This is a genomic window from Methanoregula sp. (assembly GCF_028712425.1).
GTDB lineage: Archaea > Halobacteriota > Methanomicrobia > Methanomicrobiales > Methanospirillaceae > Methanoregula.
The window spans coordinates 106,030-124,658 of sequence record NZ_JAQTQD010000003.1 but is presented as its reverse complement, the minus strand read 5'-3'; the positions used below and the strand labels follow the sequence as shown (position 1 = coordinate 124,658).

18 protein-coding genes are annotated in these 18,629 nt (G+C 54.2%); 14 read left to right on the top strand and 4 right to left on the bottom strand.

Features of this window, described 5'->3' with window-relative positions:
- Positions 1 to 3: 3 nt before the first annotated feature.
- Positions 4 to 1,449 carry a PAS domain S-box protein gene (locus tag PHF39_RS02540; RefSeq protein WP_300219845.1) on the bottom strand — a complete coding sequence of 482 codons (1,446 nt, stop codon included), beginning with the start codon at positions 1,447 to 1,449 and terminating at the stop codon, positions 4 to 6.
- Between the two features lie 92 nt (positions 1,450 to 1,541).
- Entirely contained in the window at positions 1,542 to 2,507 is a 966-nt protein-coding gene (locus PHF39_RS02535; RefSeq protein ID WP_300219843.1) for a phosphoribulokinase, read from the bottom strand.
- Positions 2,508 to 2,674: 167 nt separating this feature from the next.
- Between PHF39_RS02535 and PHF39_RS02530 the strand changes: the two genes are divergently transcribed.
- Complete coding sequence (locus PHF39_RS02530; protein WP_300219841.1) at positions 2,675 to 3,061, top strand: hypothetical protein; 387 nt, start codon at positions 2,675 to 2,677, stop codon at positions 3,059 to 3,061.
- A 27-nt stretch (positions 3,062 to 3,088) separates the two neighbouring features.
- Complete coding sequence (locus tag PHF39_RS02525; RefSeq protein WP_300219840.1) at positions 3,089 to 3,322, top strand: helix-turn-helix transcriptional regulator; 234 nt, start codon at positions 3,089 to 3,091, stop codon at positions 3,320 to 3,322.
- Positions 3,323 to 3,333: 11 nt separating this feature from the next.
- Here the strand turns inward: PHF39_RS02525 and PHF39_RS02520 are convergent, their stop codons facing one another.
- Together PHF39_RS02520 and PHF39_RS02515 are read right to left on the bottom strand one after the other, a co-directional pair.
- Positions 3,334 to 5,646, bottom strand: a complete 2,313-nt coding sequence (locus tag PHF39_RS02520; RefSeq protein ID WP_300219838.1) for a DEAD/DEAH box helicase — start codon at positions 5,644 to 5,646, stop codon at positions 3,334 to 3,336.
- A complete protein-coding gene (locus tag PHF39_RS02515) occupies positions 5,633 to 6,718 on the bottom strand; it encodes a ribonuclease H-like domain-containing protein (RefSeq protein ID WP_300219837.1) in 1,086 nt (361 codons plus the stop codon). The genes PHF39_RS02520 and PHF39_RS02515 overlap by 14 nt, the downstream gene beginning before the upstream one ends.
- Positions 6,719 to 6,876: 158 nt before the next feature.
- On the opposite strand from PHF39_RS02515, the gene PHF39_RS02510 reads away from it, so the two are divergent.
- The 12 genes from PHF39_RS02510 (at position 6,877) to PHF39_RS02455 (ending at position 18,621) form a co-directional block, all read left to right on the top strand.
- Positions 6,877 to 7,647: a TIGR01458 family HAD-type hydrolase gene (locus PHF39_RS02510; protein ID WP_300219835.1), complete on the top strand. Its 771-nt coding sequence runs from the start codon at positions 6,877 to 6,879 to the stop codon at positions 7,645 to 7,647.
- Positions 7,648 to 7,649: 2 nt separating this feature from the next.
- A complete protein-coding gene (locus PHF39_RS02505) occupies positions 7,650 to 8,684 on the top strand; it encodes a hypothetical protein (protein ID WP_300219833.1) in 1,035 nt (344 codons plus the stop codon).
- Positions 8,685 to 8,846: 162 nt separating this feature from the next.
- The gene (locus tag PHF39_RS02500) at positions 8,847 to 9,578 is read left to right on the top strand and encodes an ABC transporter ATP-binding protein (protein ID WP_300219831.1); all 732 of its coding nucleotides are present in this window, start codon (positions 8,847 to 8,849) and stop codon (positions 9,576 to 9,578) included.
- The gene (locus PHF39_RS02495; protein WP_300219829.1) at positions 9,563 to 10,678 is read left to right on the top strand and encodes a SufD family Fe-S cluster assembly protein; all 1,116 of its coding nucleotides are present in this window, start codon (positions 9,563 to 9,565) and stop codon (positions 10,676 to 10,678) included. Before PHF39_RS02500 ends, PHF39_RS02495 begins: the two co-directional genes overlap by 16 nt.
- 47 nt (positions 10,679 to 10,725) lie before the next feature.
- Entirely contained in the window at positions 10,726 to 11,343 is a 618-nt protein-coding gene (locus PHF39_RS02490) for a protein-L-isoaspartate(D-aspartate) O-methyltransferase (RefSeq protein WP_366144155.1), read from the top strand.
- Entirely contained in the window at positions 11,328 to 11,957 is a 630-nt protein-coding gene (locus PHF39_RS02485; protein ID WP_366144154.1) for a cyclase family protein, read from the top strand. The genes PHF39_RS02490 and PHF39_RS02485 overlap by 16 nt, the downstream gene beginning before the upstream one ends.
- Positions 11,957 to 12,574 carry a hypothetical protein gene (locus tag PHF39_RS02480; RefSeq protein WP_300219825.1) on the top strand — a complete coding sequence of 206 codons (618 nt, stop codon included), beginning with the start codon at positions 11,957 to 11,959 and terminating at the stop codon, positions 12,572 to 12,574. The genes PHF39_RS02485 and PHF39_RS02480 overlap by 1 nt, the downstream gene beginning before the upstream one ends.
- 68 nt (positions 12,575 to 12,642) lie before the next feature.
- Complete coding sequence (locus PHF39_RS02475; protein ID WP_300219823.1) at positions 12,643 to 13,893, top strand: phosphopentomutase/phosphoglucosamine mutase; 1,251 nt, start codon at positions 12,643 to 12,645, stop codon at positions 13,891 to 13,893.
- 23 nt (positions 13,894 to 13,916) lie between these two features.
- On the top strand, positions 13,917 to 15,116 hold the full coding sequence (glmU, locus tag PHF39_RS02470; protein ID WP_300219821.1) for a bifunctional sugar-1-phosphate nucleotidylyltransferase/acetyltransferase: 1,200 nt from the start codon (positions 13,917 to 13,919) through the stop codon (positions 15,114 to 15,116).
- Positions 15,117 to 15,123: 7 nt separating this feature from the next.
- Complete coding sequence (gene glmU / locus PHF39_RS02465) at positions 15,124 to 16,278, top strand: bifunctional sugar-1-phosphate nucleotidylyltransferase/acetyltransferase (RefSeq protein ID WP_300219819.1); 1,155 nt, start codon at positions 15,124 to 15,126, stop codon at positions 16,276 to 16,278.
- A gap of 1 nt (position 16,279) precedes the next feature.
- A complete protein-coding gene (glmS, locus tag PHF39_RS02460) occupies positions 16,280 to 18,025 on the top strand; it encodes a glutamine--fructose-6-phosphate transaminase (isomerizing) (protein ID WP_300219817.1) in 1,746 nt (581 codons plus the stop codon).
- Entirely contained in the window at positions 18,022 to 18,621 is a 600-nt protein-coding gene (locus PHF39_RS02455) for an N-acetyltransferase (RefSeq protein ID WP_300219815.1), read from the top strand. The genes glmS and PHF39_RS02455 overlap by 4 nt, the downstream gene beginning before the upstream one ends.
- Positions 18,622 to 18,629: the final 8 nt, after the last annotated feature.

Sequence of the window (18,629 nt, the reverse complement as noted above, 5' to 3'; positions counted from 1 at the left end):
TTTTTATCCGTCCTGTAACAGGACGTCCCCTTCTGTCCTGAACCCGTAGTTCCCGTGCGGGACTTTCATCTCGAACCGGGCGCCCTCTCCTTCGACACCGCATTCCCGGATCCGGATGCCGGTGATGGAAAGGATCTCGCGGATCAGGTACAGGCCAAGACCGGTGTTCTGGAAATATTCCCGCCGGAAGATCTTCTCTTTGACACCTTCCGGGACGCCCACGCCATCATCCTCGTACACGATAACGAGGCCGTCGGGTTCTTCGCGCCAGGAGAGCAGGATCTTTGTGACCTTCTTCCCGTGCCGGAGCGAGTTCTCCATCAGGTTGTAGAAGACCTTCTCGATGAGCGGATCGGCAAAGACACCGAGGTTCTCAAGAGAATACTCAACCGAGACACCCCCAAGGTTCAGCGAGGACTCAGCCTTTTTGACCAGCGCCTCCACGCTCTTCCACTGGGCTGCATTGCTCCCTATCTCCTGGTACTCCTTCGTGAAGGTGATCTGGCCCCGGATGGTCTCGGCTGCATGGAAGGCCTTATTGAGGCATTCGATAACTTTTTCATCAGCGCTGGCATCCCGGGCGATCTCAAGATAGCCGAATACCGCGGTGAGCTGGTTGAGGATGTCATGCCGCGTGATGGTGTTCATCACGCCGAGGTTCCGGTGGGCCTGCACAAGGGCTGCCTCGGCATTCTTCTGTGCCGTGATGTCCCGGCCGACTGCCTGGTATCCCGTGGGCTCCGGCAGATCGGAGAAGATGGCCCGGTAACTCCACTGCTGCCAGAGCGTGGACCCGTCGGCTGCAAGCATGCGCGAGTCCATGGAACGCACCGGGTTCTCGCGGGTGAGTTCCTCTAACTGGGAGAAGAAGGTCTCCCGGTAATCCGGTGAGATACTGTCACGGATGTTCCGCCCCAGGATCACATCGCGCGGTTTTTTAAAATAGGTGCAGTACGCCTCGTTGACAAAGACAATCGTGCCATCCGGCAGGAAGCGGAAGATGAACTCCGACTGGTCCTCGACAACATTCCGGTACTGCGTCTCCTGCTCCCGCAGGGCCTCGGCAAGCCGGTTCTGCTGGATGGCCTGGCTGATGAAATGCTTTAAGACCATGAACTCTTTTGCCGGGTCGCGTCCCTTGAGCACGAAATGCGTTGCGCCGGTGTTGAGGGCATTGATGACCGCCTTGTTGTCGGCCTTCTTTGCAAAGAAGATGAAGGGCGTGGAATTCTTCCGGCTGCGCCGCAGGGCTTCAAGAAAGGCCTGCCCGTTCGTCACCGGGAGCTGGTATTCCGCGATGATGATATCGAACCGCTGCGAGCGGAGCAGGTAATGGGCTTCGCGCGCCGAAGCAACCGAAGTTACACAGATCTCGCCGGAACTCTCAAAGTAATCCTTGAGGTTCTTCTGGAGCGCGGCATCGGGATCGACATGAAGGAGCGAGATCATAGGCCGGTTTAAGAGAGAGTTGGGTGCGGGATCAGAACAACGTTTTGCTGGTCCCCGTTCACCCGCAAAAAACACCTGCCCTGCCGCGAAGTTCAAGCGCGTTCATGGATAAAGACCCGCCGGTGGATGATCCGCCAGGAGAGGATGAGCTGGACGATATCGGTGGGCGTGACGGTTTTCCTGCCCTCGAACATGGCGATGGGATGGACGCCGGTCTGGTACTCGATGGTCTTTTCCAGTTTATGGATTGTCTCGTAATTCATCTCGCCGTCAAAAGTGAGAGCCCGCATCCGTGCGCAGTCGACAAACTGCGTGGTGAACTCGATCAAGAAGTCCCGTTCGTGAAAGGAGAGGAGGGAGTACAGGTCTATGCTCAGGTCGATATCCGAGATGGTCTTTCTCATCCGGTTCTGCATGAGGGAGATATTGTACACGTTCCGCTCTTTGCCGAGGTCCTTTCCGTACTTTGAATGAGCGATGCGGATCACGGCATCGGCTTCACAGCGCTGGGGCGCGATGAATTCCGCGTAATCCTTCTCGCGCCGGAGGATCTCTTCGGTTACCTGCTCGTCGGAATAGCCGCGGCGTTCCCTGTCGCGAAGACGTTTCCAGGCATATTTCACCTCTTTTTCCGGGTCGACAAAGATCGAGAAGTCTATGAGTTCACGGAGGCGCGGGGTGAAGAGGGTGTGCAGGCCTTCGAGGATGAGGATCTTCCGGGGCGCAAACGGTATGGGGGGATCGAACGTCCCGGTCTCGTGGTTATACACCGGTTTTTGGATGGTATGCCCCTGCCTGAGTTGTGCAATGTGATCCTCCAGCAGGCCAATGTTGTTGGCATCGGGATGTAGTGGTGTTATGTCCCGCTGCTTCCGCTCTTCCCGGTCATATTTGTGGTAGTCATCCAGCGTAATGGTGGAGACCAGCGCCGGACCAAATATCTGCCGGATCGCGTTTGTAAACGTGGTCTTTCCCGATCCGCTGTCACCGGCAACACCAATTGTGAAGACAATGGGGGAGTGGGCAATTGTTTCCTTGAAGTTGATCTCGTGATCCATAGGCCTGTGTACCCTTGACGTGCGGTACCGTATAAAGGGTTGGAACCCGGGCCGCGATACCTGTTCGAAAAACCTAACATAATAATCTGTAGATTTCATTTGGTGTTAGATTTAGATAACATTAATAAGCAATAATGTTAGAAATAAATAACAAATGAGTTGAGAAGATGAAACCGAGAAACATGTACCGGATGATAATAGGAGCACTGATGCTGATCAGCGGTATTGTCTCAGTTGTACTGGCAGAAGGTGAGGCAAATATTGGATCGATGCTCATAGCTGCAGGTATTGTCTTTGCGATGACCGGCATTATCAATCACCGGAAATACGGAGATGAACCGGAATCTGATGAACGATCAAAGAAGATCGGAGCATATGGATTATCTTACGCATGGCTAACCGGACTCCTTTTCATGTTCAGCCTCTTCTGGCTGGATTACATAGGTCTTATCAGACTTAGTGTACAGAATGCGCTGACCATTTCCATTCTCGTCCTTGCCCTTTCTGCAGTGGTCTACCAGGCATGGCTTTTCCGGAAAGGAGATGTTGATTAAGGTATTTGACAGAATGTGGGAGCGTGCATGAGGACAAGGATCAAAGAGTACCGGTCTCAGCTTTCCCTGACACAGGATGATCTTGCAAAAAAGGTCGGTGTGCGGAGAGAGACAATTGTCTTTCTGGAACAGGGGAAGTATAATCCCTCTTTAAAACTTGCCCACGAGGTTGCAAAGGCCCTGAATGCAACGATCGATGAGCTCTTCATCTTCGATGATGAGGGAGAGACGCCTGAGAGCCGGGTCGTGCTGGTGGACTGACACTACCAGTATTAAGCGGCCTGAACCTCGCTTTTTCCAGCCGCGATGGGAGCATTATCTGCTTCCCCCGGCCCGTGGCTGAGCTCGCGGAGGATGAGCACCGCGGCATCCTTGTCAAGAGGCTGGTTATCGTTCCCGCACTTGGGCGAGAAGATGCACGATGGACAACCGCTCTCGCACCGGCAGTCGCGGACCAGCTCGTGCGCTGCGGTAAAAAGTTCGGGGAGGAGACCAAAGGCTTTCTCGGCAAGCCCGATTCCCCCCTCGTACCCATCATAGACAAAGACCACGGGCTCTCCCTTCTCTCCAAACGAGGGGGAAGAGAGCCCGCCGATATCCCACCGGTCGCACATCACATACAGCGGCATGAGCGCGATGACTGCATGCTCAACGCCATGCAGGCCGCCTCCAGGATCGCCACCGGATTCTGTAATAGTCTGTTCAACGGATTCCTGCGGGATGAACCAGAAGGCTTTTGTCCGGAAGGTCAGGGGCGGGAGCGTGAGCGGCTCAAGGCCGATGATCGTGTCGCCGCGTTTGATCTTGTAGCCGGTATACTGCTCTGTCACTTCCACTTCACCAAAGAAGCACGGGGTGTTGTTGACCGTCCGGGTCTCCAGCGTCCCGATGATTGATATGTCAATTTCTTTTTGTGGCTGCGTGTAATAATCGACATCTGTCTCCGTAACGCGGATTGTGTGGGTGTCGAGGTCCATCTCACTGACCACGTACGTCTCGCCCTGGTGGAGCATGATAGCGCCCTTGTGCGCTTCGCGGTAGGCCTGCCCGCGGTCCATGGTCTCAAGGAGCCTGCCATGGCACATGACCCGGAAGGACTCCCCGGGAATCCCGTCCAGCCGGACGGCATCGGCAGCCCTCCCGCGGCCGACATAGACCCACCCGCGGATCGTTTTCCGAAGGAGCCCCGCTGCCCCGAGGTCCGGCAGGAGGCATGACAGGTTTTCCCCGAAGAACGCGCTGTCGCGGTCCTCGCGCAGGGGGAGCTCGGCAGCAGTGCAGAGCAGGTGCCCGGAAACGATATAGGCATTGGTGGTGTCGATGATCGCCAGTTCGTGCGGGCGGGAGAAGAACTGGTCCGGGTGGTGCATGAAGTACTGGTCGAGCGGATCTGCCTGCGCAATGAGAAAGGCAAGGGATTCGCCCCCTTTTCTTCCGGCACGCCCTGCCTGCTGGCGGGTGGACATCATGGTGCCGGGATAGCCGGAAATGATGACGGCATCGAGAGATCCGACATCGATCCCCAATTCAAGGGCATTGGTCGAGACCACGCCGCGGAGTCTTCCTTCCTTCAGCTGCTGCTCGATCTCCCGCCGTTCTTCCGGCAGGTAGCCCGCGCGATACACGGAGATCGCGTCGGCAAGTTTCTGGGATATGCGCCGGGCATCGTCCCGCGACCAGACCGTCACCAGCTCCGCCATCTTGCGCGACCCGGTGAAACAGAGTGTCTGAAGATTCTCTTTCACGCAGGAGACCAGGAGATCCTTGGTTTCCTGGTGGACGGAGCGTTCGCTGATCCCATCGTAAAACGGGTTGAAGAGGACAAAATTCCGCCTGCCATGGGGTGCCCCGTCGGTATCGACCAGCACAAAATCCTGCCCGGTAAGGGCATGTGCAAACTCCACGGGGTTTGCCAGCGTCGCTGTCGACAGGATAAACTGCGGGCTTGCGCCGTAGTGCCGGCAGAGGCGGAGGAGGCGGCGTATCACGAACGCGATGTGCGAACCGAAGACACCCCGGTACCGGTGCGCTTCGTCGATGACAATATAGTCCAGGTTCGAGAGGAACGGCTGCCACTTGGCATGCCAGGAGAGGACATAATGGACCTCGTGGGGATTGGAAATGATCACCCGGGAATGTTCGCGGATCGCGGCCCTCTTTGACTGGGGGGTGTCGCCATCGTAGATCGCCGATTTTGCTGTAATCCCCGTGTACTGCGCCATCTGTTCAAGTGACAGGAGCTGGTCGTTTGCGAGCGCTTTTGTCGGGTACAGGTACAGGGCGCGGGCATCCGGATCCTGTTCAAGATGGCAGAATACCGGGAGGTTGAACGCAAGGGTCTTGCCGCTGGCTGTTGCGGTGGTAAGGATGACATTTTTTCCGGCCCGGGCATGGTTTATCGTCTCGCACTGGTGCGAGTAGAGCCGGATCCCGCACTGGTCAAGATAGGATGCAAGGGAGGGGGACAACGGGGCATCAAGGCAGCCGTAGCGCGGGGATTCCGATTCGTAGACCTGGCGGTGAACGCAGCGTGCACGGAAGACCGGATTGGTATCAAGGAGCCGGAGGAGATCAGCAACCGCCATATGCCTCCTCCAGCAGGAACGAGAAGAGAAGAGCGAGCGAGACCACATCCTGGCGGTTGTGTTCCACGATGGGGACGAGGGGACCCGGATTGCCGGACCGTAGATAACTCTCGTAGAATTCCGGGACCATCTGGCCGGGGACATCGTCTTCCCGGGAGACATTCAGGACCTCGCGTTCGAGAACTGCCAGGCGAAGGGAAGGGAACTGGCCTTTCCACCGGCGCCTGCTGAAATGGAGGACGTCGAAATGGGGGATGGTGGCCGGATAGCCAAGACCATAGTACGCGAGGCGGTCCATAAGATAGGGGAAATCGAAGGATTTACCATTGAATGTGACCAGGGCCGACCGGTCTCCGGACACAAGATCCATCGTGGCAATAAGCGCTGCCTGCTCTTCGGCAATATCGCGCAGGAGATACTGGTGGACGATGAGGTGCCCGCATTCGACAACACCAATACCGAAGAGGATGATGGGGCGGGAGAAGAGACCGAGGGTCTCGATATCCAGGAACACAAAATCTTCCGGCTCGTGGAGAGTTGCTGCACCCAGGACCGATGGATGGGACCGGGAATGCCGGCTGCCGGCAAGGTCCATAATGGCTGAACTGTCCCCGCCACAGATACTGGAAAGGACCGTTTTTGCCTGTTGCCGGAAACAGGGGTGCTCCAGGAGGTCAGGGATGGAATGATATCCCCGTGCATTGAGCCGTTTCCGGATCGCAGGACCGATGCCATGAACAAGAGTCAGGTCTCCAAGAAGGCGGGCTTTCAGCTGGTCGCTGTCCAGCGAAGGGAAAGAATACCCCTGACGGGATTCAAGGGCAAAACAGGTACCGCCTTCATTGACAATCTCCTTGCCGCGAAAGATCGTCTCGAATGCCAATCCTTCATGCCGGTCCAGGAGGGTGTCGAGATACATCCGTGCCCGGTCATATTCCGATGAAAAGATCACGGAGTGCGAGAAACCAGCCTCAAACGCATTTCCGTCGCGGACAACGGAATATTCCCGCATTGACTGCATCCGCTGCTGCCAGAGTGCACCGATTCGAGAGGAGGCCGGTATGACTGACATCTTCCGGATACTCCCTCGTGACATGACGGTTTAAAGATCCGGGCGGGCGGGGTGAAAGTGACAGGAGATCCCATTGACCCTAAAGAGACGTTTAATCTGCCGGGCGATTCAACACACAACTACCAACGACAGGCCGGGCCTCTTCCGGCCATGATAGGATGAACATAGATGGTCTGTTGATCGATCTTGATGGCGTGATTTACCAGGGAGGAAAAGCAATCCCCGGGGCCCGTACGACACTGGAATACCTGGCAAAACACGATATTCCGTTTCGCTGTATCTCGAATACCACGCGGAAATGCCGGCAGACGATCTGCACACAGTTGTCGGGTATGGGCATCGATATCCCCCAAGATCATATTATTACCCCTCCGCTGGCAGCCATTGCATACATGAAACAGAACAGAAAAACGCGGTTCCACCTTCTCGTGACGGGAGATGTGAGCCGCGACTTTGATGGTATTGGCAGTCACGTCCAGGGATTGACGGATTATGTGATTGTTGGCGATGCCGGGGAGGAAGCTACCTATAACACACTTAATACCGCATTCCGGCTCCTCATGGAGGGGGCAGAGCTCATCGCCCTTGAGAGAGACCGGTACTGGATGGCACAGGACGGCCTTGCACTCTCCGCGGGGCCGTTTGTCTCTGCACTTGAATATGCAACAGGAAAGACCGCGATCCTGATGGGAAAACCCTCGAAAACGTTCTTTGAACTCGCGCTTAAGGATATGGCTCTCCCCCCGGAACGGGTCGCGATGATCGGTGATGATCTCATCACGGATGTCGCGGGCGCGAAGCAGGCAGGCATGAAGGGGATTCTTGTAAGGACCGGGAAATTCCGTGAAGATCTTCTGCATAAATCCGCAGTTGTACCGGATATGATTATCAGGTCAGTTGCTGACGTACCGGATATCCTTGAAGGGTAATCATGAGTCGCCCGGGCAAAATAACGGGATATATCATCCCCCTTCTCCTCATTTTCCTGATAATAGCCATTGGTGTTACCCTCATCGTCAACCGCGCCGGAGTTGTCCCCCCGCGTATCGAAGTACAGGAAACTTCCCTGCCACTTCCCTCATCCGATTACTCGTTTCCTTTCGGAAATGTCACCATATCCCTTTCGGGTTCCGTTGATCCTGCAGTCTATTACGGGGCAAAAGCTGCGAAGAAGGAGACCGTTGTGAGGGGGAACATCTCAGATTTCACCTGGATCCGGGAGACCTACCTCGCGATGATCAACGATCCCGCACAGGACTCCTTTTACTCCTCCCTCATGGCAACATTCCGCTCAATACGGAGCCAGCAGCACCTTGATGATGATGAGTACCTTGAACTCATGGCAGTCTTCGTCCAGTCAATGCCGTATGAATCCTTAAGCGAGAACCCGCCGAAATTCCCCATCGAGACCTACGTGGACAAGTCCGGCGACTGCGACGATAAGAGCCTTCTCCTCGCCGGGCTCCTTTCCCGGGAAGGGTACAACGTGTCACTGTTTTCGTTTACACCGGAAGCGCATATGACGGTTGGGGTGGCCTGTCCGGAAGGAGAATACAAGGGAACAGGGTATGCATTCATCGAGACCACCAATCTCTCCTTTGTCGGGGTGCCAACGGATACCTTCGGCGACGGTAAACCGCTTTCCTCGGATCCATTCGTTATCAGGATTGGGGAGGGATCTATTCCCTACCAACGCTGCAGCGAGTCGCTGTACCTGAACTCGGTAGTCGGGCTGTCTGAACAAAGGGTGGAGGAACTTTCCGGGTCAATCGATGCCCTGAAAGTCGAGATGGACCAGTATTACCAAAGCCGCGATGCAGGGAATTACAACCAGCGGGTTCCGGTTTACAACGACATGCTGAAGTCCCGCCTGAAGTATGCAGAAGTGCATAACTACATCCTTGAGCATCGGTATGACCGCAAGGGGACTTGGGAATATGTGAAGAAGAACCTGCCTGAAGGGTAATGCCAGGGCGGTTATTCCGGCAAATCTTTCAGACGTAATAAAGGTGGGGGAGAGGTGATGATGAGATCGATACTCTGGTTGGGAGTCCGTATATCCGTCCAGCGGAATAGCAAGGTGAAAAGCGTTTAATGCAGCAATGGACATATTGTCTACGATTATCTTATGCTGGATATCGAAGACCTGCATGTGAAGGTCGGCGACAAGGAAGTGTTGCACGACATCAACCTCCACATCGGAGAGGGGGAGACCCATGTCCTTCTCGGCCCCAATGGATCGGGGAAGACAACACTCCTGATGACGATCATGGGGTATTCCCAATACGTCATCACTGAGGGTAAAATCATCTTCAAGGGGGAAGATGTGACAAGGATGAAGGCCCACGAGAGGGCAAAACGCGGAATTGGTATGCTCTTCCAGCGTCCTCCGACCATCTCCGGCCTGAAACTGGGCAAACTTCTCACGGCAATTTCCCGTGCCAAGAGCGAGAATATTCCGGAACTGGCCCGGTCCCTGAATATGGACAGGTTCCTGGATCGCGACATCAACAAGGGATTCTCCGGTGGCGAGATCAAGCGCAGCGAAGTGCTCCAGCTGACAATCCAGAACCCGAATTTCATCATGCTCGACGAGCCGGAAAGCGGTGTCGATATCGAGAATATTTCCCTCATTGGCAACGCAATCGGTTCCCTTCTGGAAAAAGACAAGCGTATCGTCAAGCGCCAGAAGAGCGGGCTGGTCATTACCCATACGGGATATATCCTCGATTATCTCGAGACAGACCGTGGCCACGTGATGTGCGACGGGCAGATCAAGTGCCACGGGAATCCCCGCGAGATCATGAAGGATATCAAAGAAAGAGGATACAGGGAGTGCCTTGAATGCCGCAACCCGTAAAAGTACCCGAGATCTCAAAGGCCGACCAGGAACGGCTTGCCCAGACGGGGATTGATCTATCCCTGCAAAACCGGTGCGGCAGCTACCTCCAGATGGACCAGGATATCGTCCACTCGGAATGTTCCGAACAGGGGATCGAAGTCCTTCCTTACAAAAAGGCGATGGAGAAGTATGACTGGCTGAAGGAGTATGTCTGGAAGGTCGTTTCTCCGGATAAAGATGACATAACAAAATATGTGGCAGCCCAAAAAGATCCGAAAGGCTATGTTATTATTGCCCACAAGGGCTCAAGCAACATCTTCCCCATCCAGGCCTGCCTCTTCCTCGGCAGGGAGCAGATCCAGCATGTCCATAATATCATCATTGCCGAAGAGGGCGCTGAGCTCCATATTATCTCCGGCTGCTCGAGCGGAGAAAAAGTAGGCCACGGCGCTGCCCATTATGGCATCTCGGAATTCTATGTCGGCAAAAATGCCAAGATCAGTTTCACGATGATCCACAACTGGAGCGAGAATATCGAGGTCTACCCGCGCAGTGCGTCTATTGTCGAAGAGAACGGGGTCTTCCTCTCCAATTATGTCTGCATGCAGCCGGTAAAAAAGATCCAGATGTACCCGACAGCCACCCTCAAAGGAGAGAACTCTGTTGCCCGGTTCAGCAGCGTTGTCATCTGTCCCGAGGGCTCGTACATGGATCTTGGGTCCCGGGCAGTGCTTGAGGGGAAGGGCTCCAGTGCAGAACTGGTCACCCGTGCCATTACCAAGGGAGGGACCATCATCTCCCGCGGCCACATTGCCGGAAAGAGAGCGAGCACCCGCGGGCATCTTGAATGCAAGGGTCTCATCCTCAAGGACGGCGTTATCTATGCGATACCCGAGATCGAAGGATCTGTTATCGGAACAGAACTCTCGCACGAGGCGGCGGTCGGGAAACTTGCCCGCGAAGAGATCGAATACCTGATGTCCCGTGGCCTCGACGAGGATGAAGCTACAGCGACAATTATCCGCGGATTCCTTGATGTTAAAATCTCCGGACTTCCCGAAGCCCTGCAGAAACAGATCGATGCCTCGATCGATGAGGCGGAAAAATCAGGATTCTAATACCAGTCCCTATGGAGACCTTCCCCCGATCTGACGAGCGTTCTAGGATGGTGGAGCAACAGATCCGGGCACGGGGGATCACGAATGCCCGGGTCCTGGATGCAATGCGGGAGATTCCCCGCCATCTTTTCGTTCCCGCGCCCCATACGTCATCTGCATACATTGACGCTCCGCTCCCTATAGGAAACGGGCAGACTATCTCCCAGCCCTATATCGTTGCCCTCATGACCGATCTTCTCGAACCACAACCTGAAGACCGGGTTTTAGAGATTGGCGCCGGCAGCGGATACCAGGCTGCAATCCTCGCGCGTCTCGTAAACCACGTTACCACGATCGAGCGCATTCATGCCGTGGCGGATCTCGCGAAGAAGAACCTTGCCAGCCTCGGGCTGAAAAACGTCAGCATTATCGTGGGGGACGGAACGCAAGGATACCGAGAGAACGCTCCCTTTAACAGGATCATCATTACTGCATCCACCCCGCAAATCCCCCCTCCCCTCATCAATCAGCTGGATGAAGAAGGGATCCTGGTGGCACCAGTTGGTGGGAGGGATATCCAGGAACTCATAATCCTGAAAAAACACCATGGCAGAACCGTTCAGTCCTCCCATGGAGGGGTGCGGTTTGTCCCCCTGATCGGGGAGTATGGATGGACGGATACCTGATGACGATAATTGATATCACCAGAACACTCGCTGGAGATTCCCTCGTTTATCCGGGTGACACGCCCCCCCGGTTCTCCCAAAGGGATGCAGGCTTATACTTGATCTCCGAACTCCGAATGAGCAGCCATTCCGGTACGCATATCGATGCTCCCATCCATTACCTGAAAACGGGTGCGACCGTTGATGAGCTGCCCCTGTCGCACCTGATAGGACCCTGCCGGGTGCTGGATGTGTCAGGTGCAGGATCCCTTATCGATGCAGCAGATCTTGAGGGCAGGATCGATGGATGCAAACGGATCCTGCTCAGGACAGAATTCTCGCAATGTTCTGTATTCCGGGAGGATTATCCCTCCCTGACTCCGGGTGCAGCACACTATCTTATCTCTCAGGGCTCGCTTTGCGTTGGTATCGATTCCTTCTCCATCGAGCGGTTCGATTGCGATGGTTCGGTACACCGTGATCTCCTGGGTTCGGGCTGCCTTATCATCGAACTGCTCGACCTCTCCCGCGTGCCTGAAGGCGATTACACCCTTGTCGCACTGCCCCTGAAACTTTCTGGTATCGATGGGGCTCCTGCCCGGGTTGTCCTCCTAGAGGAGGACGGGGGGTTATAATGGATATTATTGTCGATGCTGTAAATAAAATTCAGGAACTTACCGAACACGGAGGTTGTGCAGATGCCGGAATCGTCCTGGATGTAAATCCCGGTGCAGGGATCTGCCAGTTTGAGCAGGGTGCTCCGATGTCTGCCACGTTCGGCGGGAGAAGCGCGGTTTTCACCACCTTCGACCCGATACGGGCGCCAACGAAGATCGCATTTATGTTCGGGGCACCGCTGGATTCAGCAGCTGTCCGTGGCGCTGCTGTTGCCATTATCAACGTGATCCTTGGATTTCTCTGCATGTCACGGGTTCTTCATCCCTGTCATACATCCTCCCATACCACATGCCTGGACGAGATCCGCCGGGAACTTGCCGGTAAAAACCTGTATTGTATCGGGGCAATGGGAAAAGCCGGGGGTTCTGTCTTCGGTCACGTAACGCAGGACCTCTCTGGTGCGGACGTAATCATCATCAATGGAGAGGGGCTTATCGATTCGGAAACCGGGACTATCATCGACCAGTATAAGGAACAAAAGAGGATCATCTGCGTCGGACCTTCAACTGCTGGTATCGCACGTCTCTATGAACTGGAACACTGGTGCCCCTACGGGCGCACCTGCCAGGACTGACTGGGGGCGTACGAACGGGGAGGATTGAACACATAAATCCTTTAAGATAAAAACCCCTATCTGGTAGTATGCTCTTTGGGTCTTCCGGAATACGGAGACGGTTTGATCAGACTCTCATAGATACTGCATTCAGGGTCGGCAATGTTCTCGCGGCAGGATCGTCAGAGGTTATCCTGGGGATGGACACGCGGACAACAAGCCCCCTTTTATCCTACATTGTCATCTCAGGAATCATGAGCAATGGGGGAACTGCCCAGGTTGCCGGGATCGTCCCGACACCTACTGTCGCATTCAGTTCCCGTTTCACCACTTCAGGCTGCATGATCACTGCATCGCATAATCCCGAAGAATATAACGGCATAAAACTGTTCAATCCAGATGGCTCGTCATTCACCAAGGCGCAGCAGCAGGAGACCGAGGATGCACTATCTTCCCTTACGTATTCAGATTGGCAGCATCTTGGGAAGGAGTGTACAGTTGATGCACGTATACCCCATAAAAAAGCAATTCTTGACAGGGTAACCATCGAAAGGCAGGCAACAGTCATTGTCGATTGCGGGAACGGGGCTGGATCAACCCTGACCCCTTCTCTCCTTGCAGAGACAGGGGTAAAAACCGTTCTTCTCAACTGCAATCCGTCGGGTACCTTTGCCCGGCCCTCGGAACCCCTGGCAGAATATCTTGGGTATCTTGGCAGGATTGTCGTGAAAAACGAGGCTTCCTGTGCCGTTGTCCACGACGGGGATGCCGACCGCATGATGGCATTCGACAACCGCGGGAGGTACATAGGGGGGGACCACCTCCTCATGCTCTTTGCCAGATATCTTGGGGCGAAACGCGTTGTCACAACAAGCGATGCTTCGATGATCATCGATGAGATCGCCGATGTCCACAGGACACCGGTCGGGGATGCGTATGTTTCCGAGGAATTGATCTCGTGGGGGGATTTCGGCGGAGAGCCTTCCGGGGCATGGATCTTCCCTCAGATCTCCTTATGCCCGGATGGTCCGTTTGCAGCTGCACTTCTCTGTGAGATTGCAGGGGAATGGAACATTGCCGAAGAGATCGATGCTATGCCCAATTATCCTGTCCTGCGTGAATCGTTCAAGACAGATGCTGCAAGAGAGATCCTCTCATCCATCGGGGCGACGAACCCGACAGATGGCATACGGTTCTCAGATGAAGACGGATGGTATCTCGTCCGTGCCAGCGGCACTGAACCAAAAATCCGGGTCACGGCCGAAGGCAGGACACGGGAGAAGGCAAAGGCAATGCTTGAAAAAGGGAAGGAACTCATCCGGCAGGGGAAAACTGCTTAAACATTGTAAGGAGAGCTGTACCTATGGAATGCGTTATCCTCGCAGCAGGGGAAGGGAAACGGATGCGCCCGCTGACAGCGAAACGCCCGAAAGTCATGCTCCCCATCGCGAACCGCCCGATGATGGAGCACCTTGTTGTTGCAGCACGCGAGGCCGGGGTAACCGATTTTGTTTTTGTCGTGGGTTATGGCGAGCGGGAGATACGCAGGCATTTTGGAGACGGGACATCACTTGGGATCCATATTGAATATGCCACGCAGCGGCAGCAGCGGGGAACCGCGGATGCCGTCGGCGCTGCCCGGAACCACATAACAAGACCATTCCTTGTCCTGAACGGGGACATGATCCTGAAAAAGGAGGACATCGCAGCATTGTGCCGGAAGAAACCATCCTGCATGTGCACGACGACCACAGATCATGCTCAGGACTACGGGGTCGTTATGGTCGGGAACGGGCATATTACCTCTCTTGAAGAGAAGTCCAGGCGCCCGAAATCGAACCTGATCAATGCAGGGGCGTATCTTTTTTCCCCGGATATTTTCGATCTTATCGATGCTGTCCGGCCATCGCCACGCGGGGAACTGGAACTTACTGATGCGCTTGCGGTACTGGTTGCCCGTAAGCAGTTGTACTCCCACCCGCTCACCTACTGGATGGATGTCGGTCATCCATGGGACCTGCTCGAGGCAAATACCTCATTTTTGGAACATATCCCGTCAACAAATGAAGGTATCATCGAAGACGGCGTGACCCTGAAAAACACGGTCTCGGTCGGGGAGGGTTCGGTAATAAAAGCCGGCACCTATATCGAGGGGCCTTGCACGATTGGAAAGAACTGCCGGATCGGACCTCATGCCTATATCCGGGGTGCAACCAGTATCGGCGATGATTGCCACATCGGCCATTGTTCCGAGCTCAAGAACTCCATCATCATGACCGGAACAAAAATCCCTCACTTCAATTATGTCGGGGATTCCGTTGTCGGGTCCGCGTGTAATTTCGGTGCCGGGACAAAGATCGCCAATCTTCGTCATGATCATGCGAACGTGCGGGTCTGCGGGAAGGATACCCGCAGGAAAAAATTTGGTGCCGTTATCGGAGACGGGGTGCAATTCGGGATCAATTGTTCTGTCAATGTCGGGACAATGATCGGCAGTGAGGCACAGTTTGCACCAAATACTCTAATTGAAGGATGTATCGGGGAAAAAACGATTATTCGGTAGGTGAAAGATGCAGGCAGTAATTCTGGCAGCAGGGGAAGGAAAGCGCGTCCGCCCATTGACGAAGAACCGCCCAAAGGCGATGATTCAGGTAGCAAACCGGCCGATCATCGAATATGTCATCGATGCTCTGGTAAAGAACGGCATCCGTGATATCATTGTCGTTGTCGGGTACCGTAAAGAGCTGGTGACCCGGTATCTCAATAACCTGGACATTCCTGTTGAGGTTGTTGTGCAGAACAAGCAACTGGGTACAGGACATGCACTCCTTGCAGCTGAACCAAAGATCCAGGGCAACTTCATCGTTCTCCCGGGGGACAATTACATCGACCCCGCCTCCATCGCCCGGATCAAGGACCACTCCAATGCAATGCTGGTTAAGGAACATCCCAGCCCCTCAAATTTCGGGGTCGTGATGCTCAGCAACGGTCATGTGACCCAGATCATCGAGAAACCGGCACACGCTCCCAGTTTCCTGGTCAGCACGGGTATTTATTCGCTGACAAAGGATTTTTTTTCCCATATCCGTGAAAACAACCTGACCGATGCGATTTCTTCCCTGATAGCCAGCGGTGTGAAGATACAGGGGATTCCGGCTGATGACTGGCAGGATGCAATATACCCATGGGACCTGCTCAAGATGAATCGTCGCTTTCTCCAGAACATTTCACCAACCCATGATGGGACGATCAGCCGCCATGTAAGTATCCATGGCGCAGTCCAAATTGGGAAAGGATCGACAATTGGTCCCAATACCGTGATCAATGGACCGGTTGTGATCGGAAATGACTGCAGGATCGGTCCCAATTGTTGCATCCAGCCCAATACCAGCATCGGTTCGCGGGTGGGGGTTGAGCCGTTTACGGTCATGGGCGATACCATTGTCATGGATGATACCACGATTGGGTCACATTCGCGTGTATTCGATTCAATCATGGGAGAACGGTGTAAGCTTGCCGATCATCTCTCGATCTCAACAATCACCGGGATCCATGATATCGAGTGCAGCCCCACAAGGTCAGAATTCGGTGCAATACTCGGTGATTCTGTTGTCAGCGGCCCCTTCCTGATCCTGAAAAATACCCTTGTCGGAAATAATGTAACTATCGAAGGCAACACGAGCTTCTCATCCCGACAGGTCCAGGATAATTCCCTGGTGATCTGACGTGTGCGGCATCATCGGGTACACCGGGAAAAAAAATGCTGCACCGATACTTGTCGAGGGATTAAAGAAACTCGAGTACAGGGGATATGATTCATTCGGCATAGCCACTGCAGACGGTGCTATCTCCGTGATAAAAAAAGAGGGGAGGATATCGAATCACGCCGGCAACGCCGGAACCTTGAAAGGCACAAGGGGTATCGGGCATACACGGTGGGCAACCCACGGGATCCCGAATGATAAAAATGCTCATCCGCATACCGATTGCACAAATCGTATTGCCCTTGTCCATAACGGCATTATTGAAAATTATGCTGAGCTGAAGCGTGAACTGATCAAGCGTGGACACGTATTCAGGTCTGATACAGACACCGAGGCCATTGTCCACCTGGTTGAAGAGGAGTATGCAAAGCAACACGATCTCCCGGAAGCCGTCAGGGCCGCAGTCTCCCGCTTAAAAGGATCCTATGCACTCCTGGTCCTTGCATCGGATGAGGAGACAATCGTTGCCGCAAGAATGGCCAGTCCACTCGTCCTCGGGATCGGGGATGCTGAAACATTCATTGCATCCGACATAACACCAATGCTTGAGTATACCGAGAGAGTCATCTTTCTTGATGACGGCGACATCGCAGCCGTAACAAGGGACGATGTCAGCATTTACCACAATTGCGAACGTGTCGAACGCCCGGTCGAGTTAATTGACTGGAGTGTTGAGGATGGGAAAAAGGGCGGCTTTGCCCATTATATGGTTAAAGAGATCTATGAGCAACCCCAGGTTTTTTACAACACAATCCGTGGAACTGATGATGCCTCCCTGCCGGACTATTACAGGATGAAAGACCCCATCACAATCGTGGCATGCGGATCGTCCTACCATGCCGGCATGGTCTTCAAGTATCTCCTGGAGGAGTGCTGCCAAGTCCCGGCCCGCCTAGACTATGCATCAGAATTCAGGTATTATCCCTCACCAGCAAGCGGGCTCGTCATCGGGATCACCCAGTCGGGGGAGACGGCAGATACCCTGGTGGCACTACGGCTGGCAAAAGCGCACAACTGTCACACCCTTGCAATCACCAATGTACTTGGGAGCACTGTGACAAGACTTGCTGATACAACGTTCTACATGCGGGCAGGCCCGGAGATCAGCGTTGCTGCAACGAAGTCGTTTATTGCCCAGCTGGCAGTATTGATGCAGATCATTAACAAATTCTGCGGGAACAACCATTCCGATACACTACTCGATGCGCATACGGCAATTGAAGAAGTCCTGTTAATGGACATCTCGGAGACTGTGGCGCTATGCGAGAACGCCCGGAGCATTTTTTATGTCGGCAGGGGCCCCTTTTATCCGGTCGCCCTTGAAGGCGCCCTTAAGATGAAAGAGATCTCATACATCCATGCAGAAGGGTATGCTGCCGGCGAACTCAAGCACGGCCCTTTCGCCCTCCTTTCCGATAAGACGCCCGTCATAGCACTTTGTATGCCGGGTGAAACGTATGACGTCATGATCTCGAATATCAAGGAGATGAAAGCACGGGGATCCCCGGTCATCGCAATTGGGAGGAACGGGGATACGAACCTTCCGGAGATTTGCGATGTATTTATCCCCCTTCCAGGGGCAAACATTTTCACCCAGATCCTGACTGCAACCGTAGTGCTCCAGCTGATTGCGTATCATACCGCAGAAACACTGGGCCGGGACATCGACAGGCCAAGAAACCTGGCAAAGAGCGTGACTGTTGAATGATTGAATATGGAAAAAATGTTGCAGGAGAGAATGCCCGGATCTTCGACCCGGTCACCCTCGGGTTCCCCTCCCGGGAGAATTTGAAAAAGACAGATTTTACTGGGACAACCATCGGGAAGAATGCGGTCATACGATCGGGGACCATCCTGTATTGCGATGTTGCGATTGGTGATGACTTTCAGACGGGTCATAATGTCATGATCCGGGAAAAAACCACTATTGGGAACCGGGTTTCTGTTGGCACTGGTACAGTGATTGAAGGACATACCGTCATCGGTAGCGATGTCAGTATCCAGAGCATGGTCTTTATCCCCACGGATACGCAGATAGGAGATCATGTTTTCATCGGTCCGAATGCAGTCCTGACAAATGACCGTTATCCTCCAACCCGGATAGGTGGCCTCAGGGGCCCGGTGATAAAAAAAGGCGCTGCTATTGGAGCTAATACGACAATTCTTCCGGGAGTCTGTATCGGCGAAGGGGCGCTGGTTGCAGCCGGATCTGTTGTCACCCGTGATGTCCCGGACCACATGCTTGCCATCGGCTCTCCTGCAAGATTACGCCAACTTCCTTCAGTAATGAAAGATGATGCATGAGACCATGG

Coding starts and splice junctions, on each gene's coding strand:
- glmU (WP_300219821.1), top strand. CDS start 13,917: ATGGAATGCGTTATCCTCGCAGCAGGGGAAGGGAAACGGATGCGCCCG.
- PHF39_RS02540 (WP_300219845.1), bottom strand. CDS start 1,449: ATGATCTCGCTCCTTCATGTCGATCCCGATGCCGCGCTCCAGAAGAAC.
- PHF39_RS02525 (WP_300219840.1), top strand. CDS start 3,089: ATGAGGACAAGGATCAAAGAGTACCGGTCTCAGCTTTCCCTGACACAG.
- PHF39_RS02535 (WP_300219843.1), bottom strand. CDS start 2,507: ATGGATCACGAGATCAACTTCAAGGAAACAATTGCCCACTCCCCCATT.
- PHF39_RS02500 (WP_300219831.1), top strand. CDS start 8,847: ATGCTGGATATCGAAGACCTGCATGTGAAGGTCGGCGACAAGGAAGTG.
- PHF39_RS02495 (WP_300219829.1), top strand. CDS start 9,563: ATGCCGCAACCCGTAAAAGTACCCGAGATCTCAAAGGCCGACCAGGAA.
- PHF39_RS02505 (WP_300219833.1), top strand. CDS start 7,650: ATGAGTCGCCCGGGCAAAATAACGGGATATATCATCCCCCTTCTCCTC.
- PHF39_RS02455 (WP_300219815.1), top strand. CDS start 18,022: ATGATTGAATATGGAAAAAATGTTGCAGGAGAGAATGCCCGGATCTTC.
- PHF39_RS02515 (WP_300219837.1), bottom strand. CDS start 6,718: ATGTCAGTCATACCGGCCTCCTCTCGAATCGGTGCACTCTGGCAGCAG.
- PHF39_RS02510 (WP_300219835.1), top strand. CDS start 6,877: ATGAACATAGATGGTCTGTTGATCGATCTTGATGGCGTGATTTACCAG.
- PHF39_RS02480 (WP_300219825.1), top strand. CDS start 11,957: ATGGATATTATTGTCGATGCTGTAAATAAAATTCAGGAACTTACCGAA.
- PHF39_RS02490 (WP_366144155.1), top strand. CDS start 10,726: ATGGTGGAGCAACAGATCCGGGCACGGGGGATCACGAATGCCCGGGTC.
- PHF39_RS02485 (WP_366144154.1), top strand. CDS start 11,328: ATGGACGGATACCTGATGACGATAATTGATATCACCAGAACACTCGCT.
- PHF39_RS02475 (WP_300219823.1), top strand. CDS start 12,643: ATGCTCTTTGGGTCTTCCGGAATACGGAGACGGTTTGATCAGACTCTC.
- glmU (WP_300219819.1), top strand. CDS start 15,124: ATGCAGGCAGTAATTCTGGCAGCAGGGGAAGGAAAGCGCGTCCGCCCA.
- PHF39_RS02520 (WP_300219838.1), bottom strand. CDS start 5,646: ATGGCGGTTGCTGATCTCCTCCGGCTCCTTGATACCAATCCGGTCTTC.
- PHF39_RS02530 (WP_300219841.1), top strand. CDS start 2,675: ATGAAACCGAGAAACATGTACCGGATGATAATAGGAGCACTGATGCTG.